The 20,809-nt window shown below is 66.6% G+C and carries 17 protein-coding genes and 1 pseudogene; 3 read left to right on the forward strand and 15 right to left on the reverse strand.

The window, feature by feature from the left end; genetic code table 11:
• The first annotated feature begins 175 nt into the window (after positions 1-175).
• Entirely contained in the window at positions 176-988 is an 813-nt protein-coding gene (locus M6G65_RS00935; RefSeq protein ID WP_238198683.1) for a universal stress protein, read from the forward strand.
• Positions 989-998: 10 nt separating this feature from the next.
• Here the strand turns inward: M6G65_RS00935 and M6G65_RS00940 are convergent, their stop codons facing one another.
• The 13 genes from M6G65_RS00940 to M6G65_RS01000 form a co-directional block, all read right to left on the reverse strand.
• Positions 999-1,760: a Crp/Fnr family transcriptional regulator gene (locus M6G65_RS00940; RefSeq protein WP_238198682.1), complete on the reverse strand. Its 762-nt coding sequence runs from the start codon at positions 1,758-1,760 to the stop codon at positions 999-1,001.
• A gap of 138 nt (positions 1,761-1,898) precedes the next feature.
• The gene (locus M6G65_RS00945; protein WP_250103448.1) at positions 1,899-2,843 is read right to left on the reverse strand and encodes a substrate-binding domain-containing protein; all 945 of its coding nucleotides are present in this window, start codon (positions 2,841-2,843) and stop codon (positions 1,899-1,901) included.
• 80 nt (positions 2,844-2,923) lie between these two features.
• The gene (locus M6G65_RS00950; RefSeq protein ID WP_379010951.1) at positions 2,924-3,472 is read right to left on the reverse strand and encodes a methyl-accepting chemotaxis protein; all 549 of its coding nucleotides are present in this window, start codon (positions 3,470-3,472) and stop codon (positions 2,924-2,926) included.
• Positions 3,469-4,488 carry a HAMP domain-containing protein gene (locus tag M6G65_RS00955; RefSeq protein ID WP_250103450.1) on the reverse strand — a complete coding sequence of 340 codons (1,020 nt, stop codon included), beginning with the start codon at positions 4,486-4,488 and terminating at the stop codon, positions 3,469-3,471. The genes M6G65_RS00950 and M6G65_RS00955 overlap by 4 nt, the downstream gene beginning before the upstream one ends.
• A gap of 374 nt (positions 4,489-4,862) precedes the next feature.
• Complete coding sequence (locus M6G65_RS00960; RefSeq protein ID WP_430929587.1) at positions 4,863-5,474, reverse strand: methionine ABC transporter permease; 612 nt, start codon at positions 5,472-5,474, stop codon at positions 4,863-4,865.
• Positions 5,475-5,517: 43 nt separating this feature from the next.
• A complete protein-coding gene (locus M6G65_RS00965; protein WP_308445228.1) occupies positions 5,518-6,567 on the reverse strand; it encodes a methionine ABC transporter ATP-binding protein in 1,050 nt (349 codons plus the stop codon).
• A 357-nt stretch (positions 6,568-6,924) separates the two neighbouring features.
• A complete protein-coding gene (locus tag M6G65_RS00970) occupies positions 6,925-7,719 on the reverse strand; it encodes a MetQ/NlpA family ABC transporter substrate-binding protein (RefSeq protein WP_238198676.1) in 795 nt (264 codons plus the stop codon).
• Positions 7,720-8,310: 591 nt separating this feature from the next.
• Positions 8,311-8,529 (reverse strand): hypothetical protein, encoded by a 219-nt coding sequence (locus M6G65_RS00975; protein ID WP_238198674.1) that lies wholly within the window; start codon positions 8,527-8,529, stop codon positions 8,311-8,313.
• A 177-nt stretch (positions 8,530-8,706) separates the two neighbouring features.
• A complete protein-coding gene (locus M6G65_RS00980) occupies positions 8,707-8,994 on the reverse strand; it encodes a hypothetical protein (RefSeq protein WP_238198673.1) in 288 nt (95 codons plus the stop codon).
• Between the two features lie 333 nt (positions 8,995-9,327).
• A complete protein-coding gene (locus tag M6G65_RS00985) occupies positions 9,328-10,545 on the reverse strand; it encodes an efflux RND transporter periplasmic adaptor subunit (protein ID WP_238198672.1) in 1,218 nt (405 codons plus the stop codon).
• A gap of 12 nt (positions 10,546-10,557) precedes the next feature.
• Positions 10,558-13,728 carry an efflux RND transporter permease subunit gene (locus tag M6G65_RS00990; protein ID WP_250103451.1) on the reverse strand — a complete coding sequence of 1,057 codons (3,171 nt, stop codon included), beginning with the start codon at positions 13,726-13,728 and terminating at the stop codon, positions 10,558-10,560.
• Between the two features lie 486 nt (positions 13,729-14,214).
• Positions 14,215-14,964, reverse strand: a complete 750-nt coding sequence (locus M6G65_RS00995) for a tetratricopeptide repeat protein (RefSeq protein ID WP_238198668.1) — start codon at positions 14,962-14,964, stop codon at positions 14,215-14,217.
• Between the two features lie 9 nt (positions 14,965-14,973).
• Positions 14,974-15,384, reverse strand: a complete 411-nt coding sequence (locus tag M6G65_RS01000) for a glycosyltransferase (RefSeq protein WP_250103452.1) — start codon at positions 15,382-15,384, stop codon at positions 14,974-14,976.
• Between the two features lie 461 nt (positions 15,385-15,845).
• Here M6G65_RS01000 and M6G65_RS01005 point away from each other — a divergent pair, with 461 nt between their 5' ends.
• Entirely contained in the window at positions 15,846-16,904 is a 1,059-nt protein-coding gene (locus M6G65_RS01005) for an SDR family oxidoreductase (RefSeq protein WP_250103453.1), read from the forward strand.
• A gap of 153 nt (positions 16,905-17,057) precedes the next feature.
• Positions 17,058-17,771 (forward strand): sensor histidine kinase, encoded by a 714-nt coding sequence (locus M6G65_RS01010; RefSeq protein WP_238198663.1) that lies wholly within the window; start codon positions 17,058-17,060, stop codon positions 17,769-17,771.
• 32 nt (positions 17,772-17,803) lie between these two features.
• Here the strand turns inward: M6G65_RS01010 and M6G65_RS01015 are convergent.
• Positions 17,804-19,286: pseudogene (locus M6G65_RS01015) on the reverse strand (methyl-accepting chemotaxis protein).
• A gap of 527 nt (positions 19,287-19,813) precedes the next feature.
• Positions 19,814-20,656, reverse strand: a complete 843-nt coding sequence (gene pucL, locus M6G65_RS01020; RefSeq protein WP_238198659.1) for a factor-independent urate hydroxylase — start codon at positions 20,654-20,656, stop codon at positions 19,814-19,816.
• Between the last annotated feature and the right edge of the window lie 153 nt (positions 20,657-20,809).

The raw sequence follows: 20,809 nt of genomic DNA on the forward strand, positions 1-20,809 counted from the left end.
GACCCGCGACCTCTGGCGCGCCCCGGAGAGCCGTTCCTTGATCCAGCGCAAAGCCTGACCCGGCACAGGCAGGCCACGGGCCGGCCTCGCCCTTTGCGCTGGATCAAGGCTCTGCGCGACGGCTGCGCCGACACTGCTGCCCCGGGGCCGGACGACCGGTCCCGAGGAGGCCGCCATGAGCTACGCCAACATCCTCGTCTCGGTGGATCTCGCCGAGACCGCACCCGATCGCATTCGCCTCGCGGCCGGCCTCGCGCGCCGGTTCGATGCGGATTTGACCGGAGCCGCCGCCGCGGAGGTCCCGGCGCCGCTGTTCGCGCACGATATCCGCGACGCGCAGGCTCAGTTCGACCAGGCGCGGGGGGAGATCCTGCAGGAGCTCGAACGGGCTCGCGACGTCTTCGCCCGCTGTGCCGGGGAGACCTCCCGGACCGATTGGCGCGGTGCCACCGAAAGGCCCTTCGTCCACATTATCGAGCAGGGCCGGGCCGCCGACCTCCTGGTGGTCGGACGCGCTGCTCCGGGCGACCTCGATCCGGGACCGCTCGGCTTCGCGCTCGGGGTCATTCTCATGGAGGCCGGCCGGCCCGTCCTGGTGGTCCCGCCCCGGGTGGCCGACCTGTCGGGACGGCGCATCGTCGTGGCGTGGAAGGATACGCCGGAGGCACGCCGGGCCGTGTCCGGAGCCCTGCCGTTCATCCGCTCGGCCGATCAGGTCTTCGTGGTGACCGTAGGCGAGGGCGCCCGGTTCGAGGGCGCGCAGGATGTGGCCCGCCATCTGAGCCGCCACGGTGCTTCGGTGACGACGCACCTACTGACCACGACCGTGAGCGACGGCGACTCGATCCTTCGGTTCGCCCGCGAGCAGGAGGCCGACCTGACCGTCATGGGTGCCTACGGCCATTCCCGCCTTCGGGAATGGGCCTTCGGCGGCGCGACCCGCGACGTCCTTCAGAGCACCGCGATCTGCTGCCTGATGGCGCATTGAGAGGCGCCGCTCAGCTGGCGGCCAGCTGCTCCAGCCGGGCGGCGTCGACGAGCCGCACGCCGCCCGGCACGATCAGGATGGCCCTCTCGCGATCCAGGCGGGTGAGCATCCGGCTCACCGTCTCGATGGTGAGACCCAGATGGTCGGCGATGTCCTGGCGGCCCATCGGCAGCTCAAGCGTCACCGAGGTGAGCCCAATCCGTGCGTAGCGCGACCGCAGGCCGAGCAGGAAGGCGGCGACCTTTTCCTCGGCGGTCCGCCGCCCGAGGAGCATCATGTGGTCTTGCGCCAGGGTGAGTTCATAGCCGGCACGCTCGTGCAGACGCCGCAGCAGGTGCGGCACGTCCTCGACGAGCGCGGTGAATGCGCGGCGATCGAAGCGGCACAGCGATACGGGCGAGAGCGCCTCGGCGGTGACGGTGAAACGCTCCGGAAGGGCGAGGCCGAGGAAATCGCCGACGAGCGCGAATCCCATCACGTGACGGCGCCCGTCGGGGAGGAGGCGGGACAGACGAACGGCCCCCTCGGTGACGTTATAGACGGCGTCGGCCCGATCATCCTGAGCGAACAGGATCTGCCGCGGATCGAGCGCGATCCGTTGGCTGACCGCCTCCAGGCGCTCAAGCTCCGGACCGGTGAGTGCGGCGCAAACGCTGATCATGCGGACATCGCAGGCGGCGCAGCCGCCTTCGGACCGACCGTGCAGGCAAGCGTGGCCCGGCCCCGGATCCGCACCGGCATCGGGCTCCGGACTCCCGGGCCGGACGGTCATTCCGAACTCCTACGGGCCGCGGGATCGCAGCCGTGGCGCGAGAGGACGCCCGTCCGAAACGCGCGCAGGTTGACGCGCGCTGCATAGCAGATCGAGGCCCCGCGCGACAGTTCCGGGAGGCAGGAGCCTCGGGCCGGGCTACTTCGAGAATTGCATGGTCGAGATCCGGTCCGTCACCAGCGTGAACGGCACCCAATCGTATTGCGGCACCGGCCGATGCGCGATCAGCGCCAGCGCGTCGCCGATTGCCCGGCGGCCCTGCAGCGTGGCGTCCTGGTGAAGGGTCACCGCCAAGCGTTTCTGCTGCATGGCCTGCATGGCGTCTGCGATTGCACCGATACCGCCGATCAGGATGCGCCCCGCGGGGAGACCAGACGCCTCGACGGCATCCGCGGCGCCGATCGCCATCGCGTCGTTGCTGGCAGCGATCGCATCGATGGCGGTGCCCTCGGCGAGCCATCCGGAAACCAACGTGCCGGCCGTCCTGCGCTCCCCATCGGCGGCGCCTTCCGCGACGAGCTGAAGGCCGGGAAACTCGGCCATCACTTCCTTGATGCCTCGGGTTCGAAGGATCGAGCCCGCTTCGTCGGGACGCCCCGATAGGATCGCGAGGCGTCCGGTGCCGTGCATCATCTGGGCAAGCTTGCGCATCTGCAGCCGGCCCGCCACGAGGTCGTTCGGGATCACGAGAGCGACCCGCCCGGCCAACCAATCCTCACGCGGCCCGTCGTTGATGTAGACCAGCGGGATGTCGGCCTCGCGGGCGAGGCGGGTAATCGCGGCCGTCACGGCCGGCCTGACCGGCACGACCAGCAGCGCGTCGACCTTCGCGGCGATGAGATCGCGGACCTGCGCGATCTGCTGCTCGGCGGCCCCTTCGGGAGCATAGGCAAAGCGTAACAGGAGGCTCCGGGCTCTCGCGTGCTCCTCAAGGCTGTCGTGCAGACGCGGCGTTGACGCGACCGGCAGGGTCATCGCAACGCCGAATGTGGTCGCGAGGGCCTGACCCGCGCCGCAGGCGAGCGCCACCAGGGCACCTCCGAAGAGTTGGGCGAGCAGCCAAGCAGTTCGTGTCCGGCTCATGCGGCATGTTCCATCGTGGCCGGGCCTCGTCACTGGTCAGGCAGCCCGGATGCTGCCGAGGATGCGGGCGGCCTCGTCGCTCAGGCGCTCGGCGTCGCGCGACGGGCGCTGGCTTGGTCGAGCATCCCGATCGCTGCCGCACCCAGAGTTTCAGCGGTCTCAGCCAGGCCGGAGCTGTGTGCGCCGACCACGCCGGTGCCCTGGGCGGCCTGCGCGACGCGCACGATCTCCCGGGTCGCGGCTCCCTGCTCCTCGACCATAGCGGCGATCGAGGCGGCGGCCCGGTTCATGTCGCCGACCCGGGCGGTGATGTCCGTCATGGCAGCGACCGCCTCGGCGGTGAAGCTCTGGATCACTGGGACGTGTCGCGTGATGTCGTCCGTCGCCTGCTTGGTCTGCCCTGCGAGGACCTTGACCTCGGCGGCCACCACCGCGAAGCCGCGCCCCGCCTCACCGGCGCGCGCTGCCTCGATCGCTGCGTTCAGAGCGAGGAGATTGGTCTGCGCCGCAATCCTGGCGATGATCCGGACGACGTCCCCGATCCGTTCCGCGGCGCCGCTCAGTGACTGGACGCGCATCGTCGTCCGCTCCGCCTCGATGGCGGTACCGCTGGCCATCGCGGCCGTCATCTGGGCCTGGCGCTCCACTTCCTGAACCGAGGTGCCGAGTTCCTCGCGGCGGCCGCGATCGATCGGACATCGGAGCCGACCTCCTCGGCGGACGCCACCGTGCTCGACCGGGTCACAATCTTCCCCGCCGCAGACCGCATCCGATCGGCCGTCCCGCGCAGCTCGGCCGCAGCCAAAGCCACCGTCCCGACGATCTCGCGCACCGCGGATTCGAAATTCGCCGCCGCTGCCTGCATCGCGATCCGGCGCTGCTGCTCGACCGCAACGCGCGTCCGATCTGCCTCCGCCTCGCGCGCCTGGGCTTGCAGCACGCTCTCCTGGAACACCCGCAGCGCGCCGGCCATCGCGCCGAGTTCGTCCTGCCGTTCTGCGGCTGGAATTGCCACGGCGAGATCGTTCGCCGCCAAGTGCTGCATGGCGCGAGTCAGCGCGGCAATCGGCGCAGTCACTCTGCGCAGGATCAACCAGGCGATCCAACCCGTAAGGGCAGCCGCCACAGCCACAGCCGCGGCGACCGACAGCCGCGCACCGATGCCCACCGCATCCGCTTCCGCTGCCTGTTCGGCGACTCTGGTCTCGCGATAGGTCAGCACATTGTCGATCGCCTTCGAAAAATCCGCCGAATCGATCTGCAGAGCGTTCGTGATCACGCTGTCGGCGAGTTCCATCTCACCGGCTTGGTCCAGGGCGGCTGCCTCGGCCTCAACGGCCAGGAAATGCTGCCAAGCCTCTCGCAAACCATGGGCGAGCCGCTGCTCCTTCGGTCCGGTCACCGTCGGCGCGTAGGCGCTCCAGGCCTCCGACAAGGCTTCCTGCGCCCGGGCGCTCTGTGCACGGAAGGTCCGGCGGCTCTCGTCCGACAGCGCGGTGTGGGCCAGGACGTCGAGGGCGCGCAGCTCCTGGCTCAGTTGTTTCATGGTTCCCAGGATCGTCACCGCTCTCATCTCTGCGGCGACGGAGCGATTCACGTCGTTGATCTGGCCGATGCGGGCAATCGAGAACGCCCCGATCGCCATGAACAGACAAAACAGAACTATCGCGGACCCAATGATGATCGCCCGGAGTCCGACGGACGATCTCCGCGCAGGTCCGGATCCAAAAATCAACATCCAAGTTATTCCGGACTAATTTTGCGTTCTGTAGCCGCCCGACAGCAGAAAATCAAATTCCTAGCGGTTATAAATACATCATCGCTATGCGATAAGTTTCGAATCAGGCGAACCAATGGAAAGAATATATTGGGAAAACGTGGTCTTATAAAGTGCGCAGTCGTGCAGGCTGCGCAACGATTCGAAGGGGGTGGGCTCAAGGCACCGAATTGACCATGCGCCCTCATGACCTGCGCACGCGACACGGGCCAGACGCGGGCTCACTCGGCTCGTCCGATCGGTCAGCTGCGACGGATGCGTCGGTTGACGCGTCGGGCGAGCCGGTCGCCTGCCATCTGCACCGCCTGGACCAGCAGGATCAGGACGACCACGACGGCGGCCATCATCTCGGGCCGGAAACGCTGGTAGCCGTAGCGGATCCCGAGATCCCCGAGGCCGCCGCCCCCGACCGCGCCAGCCATCGCGGAATAGCCGATGAGCGAGACGACAGCCAGGGTCAGCCCGAGCACGATGCCCGGCAGCGCCTCCGGGATCAGCACCTTGCGGATGATCTGTGCCGGGCTCGCTCCGAAGGCGCGGGCCGCCTCGACGAGCCCGTGATCGACCTCGCGGATCGCCGCCTCCACGAGACGCGCGATGTAGGGGGCTGCCGCAACCGTAAGCGGAACGGCGGCGGCGCCGGTCCCGAGCGACGTGCCGGCGACGAGGCGGGTGAACGGGATGATCGCCACGACCAGAATGATGAAGGGCGTTGAACGCGTGGCGTTGACCACGAGCCCCAGGGCCGCGTTCAGGGCCGGCGCGGCGAGGAGCTCGCCCCGCCGGCTCGTGGCCAGGAACACGCCCAGCGGCAGTCCGACCACGGTCCCGATGATGGCGGAGAGCGCCACCATCGTCAGGGTGTCGCGCGTCGCCTCGGACAGGAGCCCGAGATAGTCAGGCGACACGGACTGCCTCCTCTGCCGGATCGAGGTAGCCGAGGAGGTCCGCCGCGGTCGCCGCCGCACTGAGGAATGCCTGCGCCCGGGCGACGACCTCCGGTCCCGGGGACAGCGCGACGACCAGCGTGCCGAACAGCTGGCCACCGATCTCGTCCACGGTGCCGGCGAGAATCGCCGCATCGATGCCGGTCTCACGGGCCAGCCGTGCGACGAGCCCCGCATCGCCGCCGGGCCCCTGGAAGCGAATCCGCAACACCGGTGCGCGGCCCGGGCGCGGCGCGGCGCCGATCCGCGCGGCAAGGCCCGGCGGCAAGGCGAGCCCGGTCTCCGTGGCCAGAAGACGACGGGTGATGTCGGATCGCGGCCGGGTGAACACCTCGAAGGCCGAACCAGCCTCTACGATGGCGCCGCCCTCGATCACCGCAACCTCATCGGCGACCGCCCGGATCACCGACATCTCATGGGTGATCAGGACAATCGTGAGCCCGAGGGTCGCGTTGATCCGCTTGAGCAATGTCAGGATCGACCGGGTTGTCTCGGGGTCGAGCGCCGATGTGGCTTCATCCGAGAGCAGAACCTCCGGCCCGGTCGCGAGCGCCCGCGCGATCCCGACCCGCTGCTTCTGCCCGCCCGACAGCTCGGCCGGATAGCGGTCCGCCTCCGCGTCGAGGCCCACCAGCGCGAGAAGCTCCGCGACCCGCTCGCGGATCGCGCCGCGTTTCCAACCCGCGAGTTCCAGGGGCAGGGCGACATTGTCGGCGGCGCTGCGTGACGAGAGCAGGTTGAAATGCTGGAAGATCATGCCGACCCGGCTCCGGACCGTGCGCATCTCCCGCTCGGTCAGCCGCGAGACCTCCACGTCGCCGATGAAGACGCGCCCGCTGCTTGGACGCTCCAGGCCGTTGATGAGCCGGATCAGCGTCGACTTGCCGGCACCGGAGCGCCCGATAATCCCGTGGATGGTACCGGCCTGCACGGCGAGGTCGACGTCGGCGACCGCCGTGATCGGGTCCGCACCGCCCGGGACCGGATAGACCTTCGACACCTGCTCGAATCGAATGAGCTTTGCGCCGGCCTGGCGATGTGGCGGCGGCGATACGGACGCGTCCAAACGGGTCTCCCTCATCGGGACCCGCCGGCCCGCGACACGTCGAGAAGGTTGGGCTTTGTTTATCCGGGAGCCGCTTGCGCAGGGTCAAGGCGAGCAAAGGCCAAAGCTTACCGGCGCGCAAGATCAGTCCCTCTGATCAACCGATCTTTTGGAGAACAATCTCCTCGTCGTAAGATCGTGGCGGCTTTTGAGGCTCAATCCGATCTCGCGCACTGATAGGGGTTTCTGTCGTCCTACGATCGAAATCATCCGAAGCCGCGGATCAGGCTACAGCGAGCCTAGGGGCTGTCGTCACGCGGCCCGGACTGGGATGACCGATCCCTTGTAACGATCCTGGATGAAGCGGGCGACTTCCGCCGAGGTCAGCAGCGAGGCGAGGCGCTGGATCCGCCCATCCTTGGCGAGGGCCTGCGTCGAGACGAGGACGTTGGCGTACGGATTGCCCTCGGCGCGTTCGAGCGCCAGCGAATCGCGGGCTGGGACGAGGCCGTATTCCAGCGCGTCGTTGCCGTTGATGACCGCGAGCGCGACATCGTCCAGGGAACGGGGCAGTTGCGACCGCGCGACCTCGACAAACCGCAGCTCTTTCGGATTGTCTGCGATGTCCTGCAGGGTGGCGAAGGCCCCCGCGTCGCTGGACCGAAGGCGGATCAGTCCGTTCGCCTGGAGGAGCTTCAACCCGCGCGTGAAGTTGGTCACGTCGTTCGCGACGGCGACTTGGGCGCCCTTGGCCACCTCCGCCAGCGTCTTCACGCGCCGCGCGTAGATTCCGAGCGGCTCGACATGGACGGTGGCGACCACCGCGAACTGAACTCCCAGTTCCGCCTCCTCGGCGCGGAGATAGGGAACGTGCTGGAAGAAATTGGCATCGGCATCGCCGTCCCGCAGGAGCGCGTTCGGCCGGACGTCGCCGCTGATCTCGATCACCTTCAGGGGAAAGCCCGGAGCGAGCGCCCCGGTGACGTATTGCAGGATCTCCGCATGCGGCACCGATGAGGCAATCACCCGCAAGGGAGCCGCCGCCAGAGCTTTGGTCGCCGACAGTGCCAGCGCTCCAGCCAGGACCGAGCGTCGCGTCGTCATCATCGATACCTCGTTCTTGTTGAGAGCGGTGTCGGAGGTTGGAGGCGATCAGACGGCCGGGTCGGCCAGGATCGCCGGCCGGTGCTGGATCGGATGATCAAGCGTGAGGGCGCAGCGTTGCATCCGGCCGGACAGCGGATCGATGCCGGCCATCGTGCCGCGGCTCTCGGGGCCCGTGATTTGGCGCAAGGCGCGGGAGGCGGCTTCACAAGACGGAACGGACACGCAACCCTCCAACCGGCGCCCGCGCCGATCTGTGATGGGAATACGGTCACGATAGGCCGCCCGAACGGGAATGTGCTCCCAAATTAGGCCGGATCGGCAGACAGCTTCGCTCCCAGCCGCCAGGCTCGGAGTGCGAACCGGTCGCCGATGACTGAGGCTCAGGCGCGTGGCGGCCGGAGAGTCAGCTCCGCCGAGGTATCGAGGCCGATGAGCAGACCTCGGGGCCGCCGCGCGGCCGGACCGCTCTCAAAGCGGACGGCTCCGACGCTCCTGCAGCCACAGAAGCCCGGCCACGCCCATCCACGGGCAAACGAAGACGATGAAGGCGAGCAGCCCCAAGGCAGACCTCCCGGCAGACTACGAATGACCTCAGAAAACGTCGGCGGACTTGGCGGGATCCCGTTGACCCGCGACCGCGCGGGCTTGGCGCGCCATGGCGATCAGCTCGGCGGCGGTGAGGCCGCGCGGCGGCAGCGCCGGAACCGGATCGATTGCCCGCAGCGGCCGCGGTGCCGGAGGGAGCGCCGCAGCGCGTCCCGGCCAGAGCCGCTTGAGTCGTCCAGCCTTCCGCACGGTTTGATCCACCACGCATTCATCTCCTGCAAACCACGTCCGGCTACGGGTAGGTGAGAGCCACGCGCTGGGTAAGCCTGAGCGGAACAGGGGTGAGTCCGAGCCCTGGCGTGAGCGGTATGCAATCGACCCTGGGCGGGACCGGCCGTCGCCCTACGGCTAAGCTTTTTGCCGCCGCGGCGGACCTGCTGGTCAGTGATCCGTGGTCCCGGCCGGGCTGCCGGCGCCGCCGCCCATGGAGCCGCCGGTGCCGCGCGGATCAGTGGTGCCCTCGCGCGGCCGACCCTTCGCGCCTTCTGCGCTTCCGGTGTTCGGCTGGCTGCTGGCGTCGCTCCGGGCCCCCGCATCTTGGGCTCCGGTCGGACTGCCGCTCATGCCGGCGCCCCCGCCGGCAGCGCCGCCCTGCGCACAGGCTGTGTGGGAGCCGCCGATGAGCAGCAAGGCGGCAGCCAGGACCGTGCACACCTGTTCGGCCTTCATGGGGTACTCACGCTTCGATGAGACGAAGGTCTCTTGTGAGATTATCCGACAAACCGGAGTTTCGGGATGTCGTTCCCAAGCACACAACGACATTGGCTTGCAGGTCTTCCGCGGGCTTGGTGCCCGATGGAGAAACTAATCTTTGTTAAGCCGACGCTGTCGGGCAAGGAATCGCGTGAAGCGCCTGCGGAGGCCATCACCTCACCGAGGTGGATTGCAGGTTCTTGAGCGACGGCACGTGTCCGAGATCCCGAATGTGGCATTCCGCATCGTCCGATCGGCCCGCGACCAGACGGTGCTGTCGTCTGCCCGGCTCCTCTCAGCGGCTGGGCTTCATTCCGCTGACGCGGTCCGCGGCAAGGCGGATTCACCGGCGATCTGGACCACGTCGCCGGAACTCAGGAATTCCTGCGGATTGTCGATCAGACGCTGTGCCAGGGTCACGCCGCTCTGGATCTCCACGTCGTTGCCGAGGTTGCGGCCGAGCTTGACCGTCCGCAGCGCGACCCGATGATCGTCCTGCACCTCAGCCACCTGGGTGCCGTTCTTGGTGAAGAGCAGCGCCGTCGTGGGGATCCGCAGCGTGTCCGGGTTCGACAGGACGTGGAACTGCACCTCCACGAAGGCTCCCGGCCAGAGCGCGCCGTCGGGGTTGTCGGCCTGCAGCTCGACCAGACCCTTGCGTGAATCCTCCGCGACCGCGTTGGCCGTCGACGTCACCTCGGCGGAGAACGCGGCGTCCTGCCCGGGAACGTGCAGGGACGCCTTCAGTCCCGGCTTCATGACCGCCAGGAATCCCTGCGGCACGTTCACGTAGACGCGCATCCGGTGGATGTCCGAGACGCGGAACAGCGGCCGCCCCGACGTGCCGCCGGCGGTCAGGAGATCGCCGATATCGACGGCGCGTGCGGTGACGACGCCGTCGAAAGGTGCTTTGATCTGTTTGAACCGCGTCAGCTCCTCCAGGCGGCTCACGACAGCCTGTTGGACAACGAGGTTGGCCTTGGCGACGGACAGCGCCGCCGCCCGCGAGGCCGCGGTGAAGCGGTCGGTATCGCCCCGCTCCTCGCTGGACCAGCCCTGCGTGACGAGGCGGGCGGTGCGCTTGTTGGTGGCGTCACTGAGATCCGCGTTGGCCTGGGCCTGCTGGACGGCAGCCTGGAGCTGGACCAGCGTCGCCCGGGCCTCGGCGAGCTGCTGATCGAGATCCGGCGCCGAGATGTCGGCCAGCACCTCGTCTTTGCGGACGCGGGCACCGATATCCTTGTGCCACGCCGTCACGTAGCCGCTGGCGCGGGCGTAGAGCGACCCCGTGTAATAGGCGTTCAGGGTGCCGGGTAGCGACAGCTCCTGGTCACGCGGGCCACGCTGGGCCTGGACCACCCGGACGGTCGGAACGGCCTGCCTCTCGGTCCAGGCCTCGACCTCCTGCATGCCCTTCGCGCGGTCGGCGATGCCGGAATAGGCCAAGGCCGCGGCGCCCGCCGCGACGCCGAGCAGGAGCACGACGACCTTGCGCTTGGAGGGCGTTGGCGTCTCGACGGGGTCCATATGTGATCCAGCTCAGACGGACGGAGAGGGAAGAGCACCGGGGAGCGACGCAGCCGCCGGGCCGCGCGCGCGGCCATGCACCATGGCGAAGACGACGGGGACGAAGAACAGCGTCGCCGTGGTGGCAAAGAGCAGGCCACCGATCACGGCGCGGCCGAGCGGCGCGTTCTGCCCCGGCTCGATCGCCATCGGGAGCATGCCGATCACCATGGCGAGCGCCGTCATGATCACCGGTCGCAGCCGCGTCGCGCCGGCCGCCAGGGCGGCGTCGAGGGCGCTCAGGCCCTCCGCGAGCTGCTCCCGGGCGAAGCTGATCACCAGGATCGAGTTGGCGGTGGCGACGCCCATGCACATGATCGCGCCGGTCAGCGCCGGGACGGAGACGTGCGTCTGCGTGACGAACAGCATCCAGACAATCCCGGCAAGCGCGGCCGGCAGCGCCATGATGATGACGAACGGATCGAGCCAGGATTGAAAGTTGATCACGATCAGCAGGTAGATGAGCACGATCGAGAAGCCGAGGCCGATCAGCAGCTGCTGGTAGGCGTTCGACATGGTGACGACCTGGCCGCGCACCGCGACGGTCGAGCCCTTCGGCAGCGCGCCCTTCGTCTCGCCGATGATCCTCTGGATGTCCGCCGCCGTGCCGCCGAGGTCGCGGCTCTGCGCGGCGGCGAGGATGTTGACCGTTCCCATGACGTTGTAGTGCGTCACCACCGCGCTCAGCGGCTCGGGCGAGATGGTCGAGAGGCCGCCGAGGAGCTGCTCCGAGCGGGCGGCCGTGATCGGCAGGTTGTTGAGGTCGCCGAGCGTGTCGATGGAGTATTGCGGCGTTTGGACCGAGACCGGGTAGGAGACGCCGTTGCGCGGGTCGAGCCAGTAGGTCGGCGCCGTCTGCGTACTGCCCGAGAGGCTCGCCTGGACGCTGGTGGCCGCGTCGCCCTCTGTGAGGCCGACGACGCCGGCCAGCGCGCGGTTGAAATCGACCCGGAGCGCCGGACCCTTCGACTGCTCCTGGATCCGCGCATCGGCGACGCCGGCGACCCGGCGGATCCGCGACAGCAGCGTGTACGCGTAGGCACGGTTGCCGTCGATGTCGTGGCCGGCGATCTGCACGTCGAGAGCTGCGGGCGAGCCGAAGTTGAGGATCTGGCTGACGATGTCGGCCGGCAGGAACGAGAAGGTCACGCCGGGGAATTCCCGCGGCAGGCGGCTGCGCAGGTCGCGGGTAATGGCGTCGGCGGGAACCTCACCTTCGGCCAGGGTCACCAGCATGTCGGCATCGAACGTGCCGATCGTGCCGCTGTTGCCGTACGAGATGTTGATGCCGCTGATCGGCAGGCCGATGTTGTTGACGACGCTGGTGACGCGCCCGGGCGGCAGCAGCGCGCGGACACGGTTCTCGATCCGCCCGGTCAGCGCCGTCATCTCCTCGATGCGGGTGCCGGTGGGCGCGCGGACATGCATGCGCAGGGCGTCGGATTCGATCGACGGGAAGAAGTCCCGGCCGAGATAGGGCAGCAGCCCGAAGGACAGGCCGACGACGAGCAGGAACCCACCCGCGAACAGGCGCCGGTTCGCCAGCGCAAGCGCCAGAAGGCCGAGATAGCCCCGGCGCAGGCTCTCGAACCGCCGTTCGAAACCCCTCTGGAACCGCCCGAAGAAACCCGGCTCCGCGTGAGCCCCGTCCCCGTGGGCATGCTCCGTGAGGAGGTAGCGCGCCAGGGTCGGCACCACCGTATAGGTCAGCGCGTAGGATGCGATCATCGCGAACACCACCGCCATGGCGAGCGGCCGGAACAGGAAGCCGGCCACCCCGCCGAGCGCCAGCAGCGGCGCGAAGGCGATGCAGATGCAGAAGAGCGCGATGGTCGCCGGCGGCATGATCTCCTGCGCGCCGCGGGTGATCGCCGTGACGATGTCCTCGCCGAACTCCTCCATGTGCCGGTTGATGTTCTCGATCGTCACCGTCGCATCGTCGACCAGGATGCCCACCGCCAGCGCGAGGCCGCCCAGCGTCATGACGTTGATGGTCTGGCCCAGGACCGACAGGGCGATCAGCGAGCAGAGTACCGCCAGCGGGATCGATACGGTGATGATCAGGGTCGAGCGCCAGCTGCCGAGGAAGACCAGGATCATGAAACCGGTGAGCGCGGCGGCGATGAGGCCCTCGCGCACCACGGCCACCACCGACTCCTTCACGAAGCCCGACTGGTCGGCCACGTATTTCAGGTCGACGCCGGCGGGCAGGGTCGCCTGGATGGCCGGCAGCCGCGCCTTCACGCCGGCGATGATGTCGAGGGTCGAGGCATTGCCGATCTTCAGGACCGACATCAGCACGCCCTTCTTGCCGTCGAGCTGGACGACGTTGGTCTGAGGCGGCGAGCCGTTATGTACATGGGCGACATCGCGCATGAACACGACCGCGCCGTTGACCACCTTCACCGGCAGGTCGTTGAACGCGTCAATCGTTTTGGGCGAGTCGTTCAGGTCGATGATCCACTCGTAGCTGCCGATCTTCTGCGTACCGACCGGCGTGATCAGGTTCTGCCGGGCGAGCGCCGCGCCGACGTCGGCCGCCGACAGCCCGTGGGCGTGAAGCGCCGACTGGTCGAGGTCGATCTGCACCTGCCGCGCCGCGCCGCCATAGGCGTAGGGGAGCTGCGCCCCTGGCACTGTGGCGAGCTGGGGCCGGATGAAGTTCATCGCGAGGTCGTTGAGAGCGGATTGCGAGAGCGTGTCGCTCGACAGGGCGAGCTGGATGATCGGCACGCTCGACGCGTTATAAGCCAGCATCAGGGGCGGCGTGATGCCCGGCGGCAACTGCTTCAGCTGCGTCTGCGAGATGGCGGTGACCTGGGCCTGGGCCGCGGTGATGTCGACGCTCGGCTGAAAGTAGATCTTGATGATCCCGTAACCCGGGACCGATTGCGATTCGATGTGTTCGATATCGTTGACGGTCGTGGTCAGCGAGCGCTCGAAGACCGAGACGATCCGGCCCGACATGTCTTCAGGCGGAAGCCCGGTATACTGCCAGACGACGCTGATGACCGGGATGCCGATGCTCGGAAAGATGTCGGTCGGCGTCCGGAAGATCGACAGGACCCCGAAGATCAGGATCAGGATCGACATCACGACGAAGGTATAGGGGCGCAGAAGCGCGAGTCGGACGATTGCGGCCATCGTTGGAGACTTGTCCGCGTCACGATCTGGGGATGAAGCCGGGGCTTCGCTCACCACCCGCATTCAGCATTTTGCATTCATCTGATCAATAGGGCAATTTGATGACCTGCCCAGCGTAATCCGGATAGAAACGTTCCGAGACAAATTTTCTATACTTTGCCTATGCGGCCATAGTAACGCTTCGCACGATATTACATGGTCGAATTGGCTGATGCACCATAGCACATGCCACTATCCATGCTGCAAGCTTGTATAGAGCAGCGATTTACGCGACGGTCGGATCTGATATCGTCGGCCTCAGCGCTCAGCGATCGTGGTGTGTTCGGGGGATGCCGTTGTCCTGACATACGCGGCCAATCCCGACGGTCGAGACGCGCAGCAAACCGAGGCGCGTCGCACTGCTTGGCGGCAGAGGACGGGCGATTGCCTCGAATCGACATAGTGGACACGCGATCCCTGGTGGCCGGACCGGACCGCAAGATGCGTTCACGCTGCGGCAAATTCCCAGCACGGCCAGAACTCGGCGCTATAGGGCGATTGCTGACACCCCCAGGCGGGATCGACCATCTTGGCCAAGGCCTCGCGCGCGAGGCCGGCAATCCGCGTCCGGACATCCGGCGGAATGTTCGCTTGATCAAGAATGTCCAGGCAAGTGGAGAAGCAGGCGCGGTATTGCCCCGTATTGAATGCACTCACCGCGTACTCATCGCGCAGGCCATACGAATAGATCCAGTTCTGTAAAAACAAGGCCTCGCTGGGCGCCTTCAGGTGCAGGGCCTGCTGCGCGTAGAAGAAGGCATTGGCGTGCTGGCCACGTTGCCGGAAAAAGAAAGTGGCACCGTGATGAGCTTCGGCCCGGTGCGGGCAGACCGAGATCGCGCGGTCGAAGACGGCCCGGATTTCGTCTTCAGGATCTTTGAGGGAGTGCTTGAGTTGAGCGGCGCTCAAAAGACTAATATAAACCTCTTCTTGCCAGAAGCCCAATTCGGCACGCTTTGAATAAAACTCGATGGCCTTGCGAGGCTCGTCGCTGTCGCGATAGCTCTGCGCGAGATAGAAGGTATACCGGGCGATCAGAAACGGATCTTTTTCCGTATCGAGCGCCTTCCTGAGGATCTCGGCGTCGCGCCGATACGTTGACGCATCGCGGTGGCGTGCGCCGTCTTCGCCGCGACGCATCACCAAGGGCATCGGCTTCGTCCAATAGACATCTTTGCTGTCGATAAACTCGTGCAACACGCCTCGTTAGCACCAACTCAGAGCGTTGCTGACCAACTGAATGCGCGCGTACTCCGTGTGGCGATCGGAAATCGTAAAGCTATAACTGGGAATATCGAGCTTCGGGATCGTAAAGCCGGGCGGAATCACCAGTTCGTCATCGGCGTCGATGATCAGCGAGTAGGTGCCGTGAGGGCGCGCCAAGGCAAGCGCTTCGCTCCTGTTGTGGGCGAAATCGACCCAGGGTCGCTCCACGAGCCTGCCCGGCAGATCTGCCATGGCCGAGCGGATCACATCCTGCGTCCCATCGGTCGACCCCGTATCGGCGATCACCCAGTGATCAATGATCGGCCGGACGGAATCGAGGCAACGCCGTATGCAATGCGCTTCATTCTTGACAATCATGGAAAGACATATCGTCTGACCAGACGTATTCATGGCAATATGCTCCTAGAGCAAAGGTCCGAAAATGCTACCAGCACGCCCAAACTGCGCCATTAACCCAAAACCGCCTCTTCCGCAAAGGAGACATTGATCAATTATTACAGCAAGACGGATTGGTATGCCCGCTTGATGACTTTATTGTATCAGATGTTTGCGATCAAAACGCCTTTTGTAAAACTATCGGGAGGATGCAAAAATATATATTGACGCAAATTGTTTGAGGTTATCGCCTCACGTGTCGAGCGTGCTTGGTTAGGGATCCGTCACCGCTGACGGGACAGTCTGAGCTTCCAGGTCTGCCATACGCCGAGCAGGTTCAGCAGCGGCAGGTACCGTCGCGGCGAACGGCCTGCGGTCCCGCCGGTTCATCGCACGGGGCGCCGTTCCTCGGACAGCAATCCGATCCGGCGCAGGGGCGATCACGCGGCTCGCGTACCATGATCGAGGAGAGCGAAGTGACGACAGAGAACTCTGGGACAGCTTTGGTCGCGGGCGCCAACGGCATCATCGGAAAAGCGCTGATGGAAGAACTCAGCGCCCGCTCCGATTGGACGGCCCGCGCGCTGTCGCGACACCCGCACCCGGCAGCCGGTGCCATCGCGGCGGATCTCACCGATGCCGGCGCGACCCGCGCGGCCCTCGCGGCGGCCGGCGACACCACGCATCTCTTCTACGCCGCCCTGGCGCCTCAGCCGAACCTGGCCGAGGAAAACCGGGTCAACGGGGCGATGCTGCGCAATCTGCTCGACGGATTAGCGGCCGTGAATGCACCATTGCGGCGCGTCGTCCTGTATCAGGGCGCGAAGGTCTACGGAGTCCATCTCGGACCCGTGCCATCGCCCTTCTACGAGGACGAAAATCCGCGTCATATTGGCCCGAACTTCTACTTCACGCAGGAAGACGAGCTGCGGGCCCGTGCGACACGTGGCGGTTCGAGCTGGTCCATCCTGCGCCCGGACGTGGTGGTCGGCGACGCGGCCGGCAACGCCATGAACATCGCCATGGTGATCGGCGCCTACGCGGCCCTGTGCAGGGCGGAAGGCGCGGCCTTCCGCTTTCCCGGTCCGGCCCATGTCTACGAGGGTGTCTTCGCGCAGGTCACGGATGCCCATGCCTTGGCGCGGGCCAGCCTCTGGGCAGCGACCGCGGAATCCGCACGCGATCAGGCCTTCAACTTCGTGCACGAGCCCTTCCGCTGGCGGCGCCTCTGGGAGAAGCTCGCCGCCGCGCTGGATCTGCCCATCGGACCGCCGGTGCCGATGCGCCTGGCGGTCCATATGGCCGACAAGGCGCCGGTCTGGAATCGGCTCGTCGCCGAGCAGGGCCTGAGCGCCATGCCCTACGAGCGCGCCGTCGGTTGGGGCTTCGGCGACTTCGTGTTTCACAGCGCCTTCGATCTCGTCTCCGACATGGGCAAGATCAGGCGGGCCGGCTTCGGCGAGAGCGTGGACAGCGCCGCAGCCCTGCTGTTGGCGATCGGCCGCCTCCAGGCGGCGCGGGTTCTGCCGCGCTGACGCAACGTCGGCGGAAAACGGGACGGGTCATCGGCCCGCACCTTAATCGATGCAGTTGACCGACCCTGATCAAGGCGTGAAGCTCGCGTGAGCAATGCGCCTATTGTTTGAGCCGAACGCATCCTCGTGGCTCTTCGCGCGGAGAAGGCCAGAATGGCAGAGGGATCCGATATCGCGGCTCGCATGGTGCGGCTCGAGGCGGACAACACGCGGTTGCGCCGCCTGTTGGATGAGGCGGGCGCGCCGGACGGGCTCCGACACGGCCTGCGCGACACGATGGCGATGCTTCGGGCGGTTCTGCGCCTGTCGGCTGAGACTGCAGACAGCGTCGAGAACTACGCGACTCATCTCGAGGGTCGGCTCGACGCCATTGCGCGCGTCCGGGTCACCGCCGACACCTTCGGCGAGGTCAACCTGCACACCGTGATCTCGGATGAGCTGATGATCCACCTCATCCGCGAGGGCGAGCAGGCGGCGCTCGACGGGCCGGCGGTCCGGCTCAGGCCGAAGGCCGCGCAGCTGGTGGCGCTCGCGGTCCACGAGCTCTGCAGCAACGCGGTCGAGCATGGCGCCTTCGGCCTCGCGGAGGGCGGGGTCGAGGTCCGCTGGTCCGTCGACGGCGCGACACCCGCCGGGGAGCTGACGCTCGTATGGAAGGAGACGGGCGGCGCGGGGATCGGGCCGCCTGCACGGCAGGGCTTCGGGATGCAGGTCCTGACCGAGATGCTGAGCTATGAGTTGGGTGCCAAGGTCGATCTCGCCTTCGAAGCCGATGGCTTACGGTGCACCGTCCGGTTCCCGCTTACGCCGCGGGTCGGACACGTCGTGGATGAGACCGACTTCGAGGAGAACGGCGAGCCAGGCTGAGACGGCCGGCGCGCCGTCCACGCGCGGCGTCGTCAGCCGATCGCCCGCGAAGCTTCCCGGACCTGACGCGTCGCCCGGTCGACGCGAACGCTCGCCTCGGCGATCGTGTCCATGCCGGACGCGATCGTGGAGACGCCGTGCGACGCCGTCTGCATGCTGCCGGACATCTCACGCGTTACCGCGGACTGCTCTTCCACTGCCGCCGCAATGGTCGGCGAGACCTCGTTCAGCGTGCGGATCGTGCCCTGGATGACGCCGATCGCGTCCACGGCCTCGCGGGTCGCCGACTGGGTGGAGGCGATCTGGCTGCGGATCTGATCCGTCGCCCGGCCGGTCTGCTCAGCGAGGGTCTTCACCTCACTGGCCACGACCGCGAAACCGCGGCCGGCTTCACCGGCGCGGGCCGCCTCGATTGTGGCGTTGAGCGCGAGCAGGTTGGTCTGGGCGGCGATGCCGGAGATCAGGCCGACGACATCGCCGATCTGGGTCGCCTGCTCGCTCAGCCCCGCTACGATCCGTCCCGTGTGCTGCGCTTGATCGACCGCCTGTCCGGCGATCTCCGCCGCGTGGCTGACCTGCTGGCTGATCTCCCCGACGGACACGGACAACTGCTCGGCACCCGAGGTGACCGACCGGATCTCGTTCGAGACACGTCCGACCGTTTCGGCGGCGTGATTTGTCTGCCGCGTCACGTCCTCGACGGCGCGTCCGATCGCGTCGAGATCGTCGCCGATCGCGCGCTGCGCTTCGGCCCGGCGCTGCCGCTCGTGGACCTGCGCGGTGATGTCGGTGGCGAACTTGACGACCCGGACGGGGCGTCCGTCCGCGTCGGTGATCGGGTTGTAGGTAGCCTGGATCCAGATCTCGCGACCGCCTTTGCCGGTGCGCCTGAACGCGCCGGACTGGAACTCCCCGCGGGCGAGCGCGGCCCAGAACGCGCGATAGGCCTCGCCCGCTCGCTCGGCCTCGCCGACGAACAGGCTGTGGTGCCGGCCGACGATCTCTTCCAGGCGGTAGCCCACGGCATCGAGGAAGTTCTGATTGGCGCTCAGGATCGTTCCGTCGAGCGCGAAGGCGATCACCGCCTGCGAGCGGTGGAGCGCCGCGATCTGGCCTTCGAGATCGAGGGAGCGAAGCTTGTGCGCGGTAATGTCGGTGGCGAACTTGACGATCTTGACCGGCTTGCCCGAAGCATCGAGCACGGGATTGTAGGTGGCCTGGATCCAGACCTCACGGCCACCCTTGGCGATCCGCTTGTACTCGGCGGTCTGGAACTCACCGCGCCGCAGACCCTCCCAGAATGCGCGGTAGGCCGCGCTCTCGCGCTGCGCCGGTTCGGAACAGGCTGTGATGACGGCCGCGAATCTCATCCAGGGTGTAGCCCATCGCGGCGAGGAAATTCGCGTTGGCGTCCAGGATGGTTCCGTCGAGCGCGAATTCGATTGTGGCGAGCGACCGGCTCAAGGCGGCCAGCTTGGCATACTGATCCCGGCGGCCCTTGAGGCGCTCGAACATGATGTTCTCCCTGTGCGCAACCCGCTGGTGCGACGAAAGCGCGCCTTGACGGTTGCGGCGTAATTGCAAGCCGCTCGAAAAAAGCTATCTATGTTAGCGAGTTCGATATCAGCTTTACTGAAACTCTTCTTCAGTTCGATCTACGGCGATTTTCTTTCCTAACTGTTAAAGCGGCTCTCGACTATCTTGATTTTAGTAATTCCGGCCGCACGTGCAGAAATCAACGTGACCAATTCGTCACTCATCCAGCGATTGCATTATTTTATCTTAGGTTGGTCCCACCCACTACCTCGGGTTGGTGTCGGACGGACGCTCTTCGTGTGGGCTGACCAAACTAGTACCGCCCCCAATACCGGTCGCTACTTTGCAGTTTTTCATTCATGTTCCGCAGATTGAAATAGTAAGTTCGACAATCGATATTTTGGCCGCTTCTCCGATAGCACCCTGAAAACAGCAGACACGGTTTGAGCCGCTGAATGATTGTATGCCGATCAATTATTTGTGTGCTCGAAGTAACGCATCGGTGATCAACCGCCGCGGCTGACTGTCGCCTCGATCCGCCCGTAGGGTTGGTCGGTCGGCAGGAAAACGGTCCCGGGATTGTCCAGGCTGAAGGCTGTCAGGTCGACGGGAATGTAGTGCTTGTTCGGCATCACGAAGGTGATCTCGCTGATGTCCTGCACGGCTGCGAGCGCGGCCTCGCCCATCCTGTACATACTATCCTGCACGCCGCGACTGTAAGTAGTACCGAAGACGGCCAGCAGCGTCGCGAGGATCCGCGCATTCGCGGTTTCGCACGCGGCGGGCACGGCCGCCCACGTCCAAGTCGCGTCCATGCTGGTGGCCGCGATGCGGTCCGTGGTGTCCGGCAACGTTCGGTACTGGTCGGCGACGAAGCCGGTCCAACCCGACTGCGTGGTCTTCATGAAGGTATAGCCGCGCAGGCCGGAACGCAGGGTCGATCCGGCCCGGTCGGCCACGAGCGCGACGAAGCCGACGCCGTTCCCATCCCGCGTGAAGGTATGGCCGTGCGGTTGACCGTCGATGCTGTGGCGCAGCCAGCGCGTTTCCTCGGCCTCAATCGCGACCATCTCGATTTGCGGGTAGGTGTCGAGCAGAACCCGCGCGACGGCGGCGACGAACGCCTCCTTGTCGAGGGCAAGATTCCGGGCCGCCGTGACGTTGACGATGTTCTTGATGCTGTCGGTGGCGATGCAGGCGCGGTTGTCGCCCTCGGTCCAGGCGGCATCGAAGCGGCCGGTCAGCATCACCGAGAGGGTCAGCTCGCGCGGCGTATGGTGGTCGCCGTCGCGGGTGAGACGCATCACCCGGACCTGCTCCTTGCCGTAGCGCGACGCGATCAGGGGCATAGGGGGTCTCCGGGAAAGGCGATGGGCGCCGTCCAGCTTAGGGCGGGACCGTCCGCGGGTCCAAGATCCATGTGCCCGGGGGCAGGACTGGGATGACTTGACTGCGGCGGCGCACCGGCAGCCATATCGCGGGGCTGAAGCCCACCGGTCATC

The sequence above is a fragment of the Methylobacterium tardum genome, assembly GCF_023546765.1.
GTDB classification, from domain to species: domain Bacteria; phylum Pseudomonadota; class Alphaproteobacteria; order Rhizobiales; family Beijerinckiaceae; genus Methylobacterium; species Methylobacterium tardum.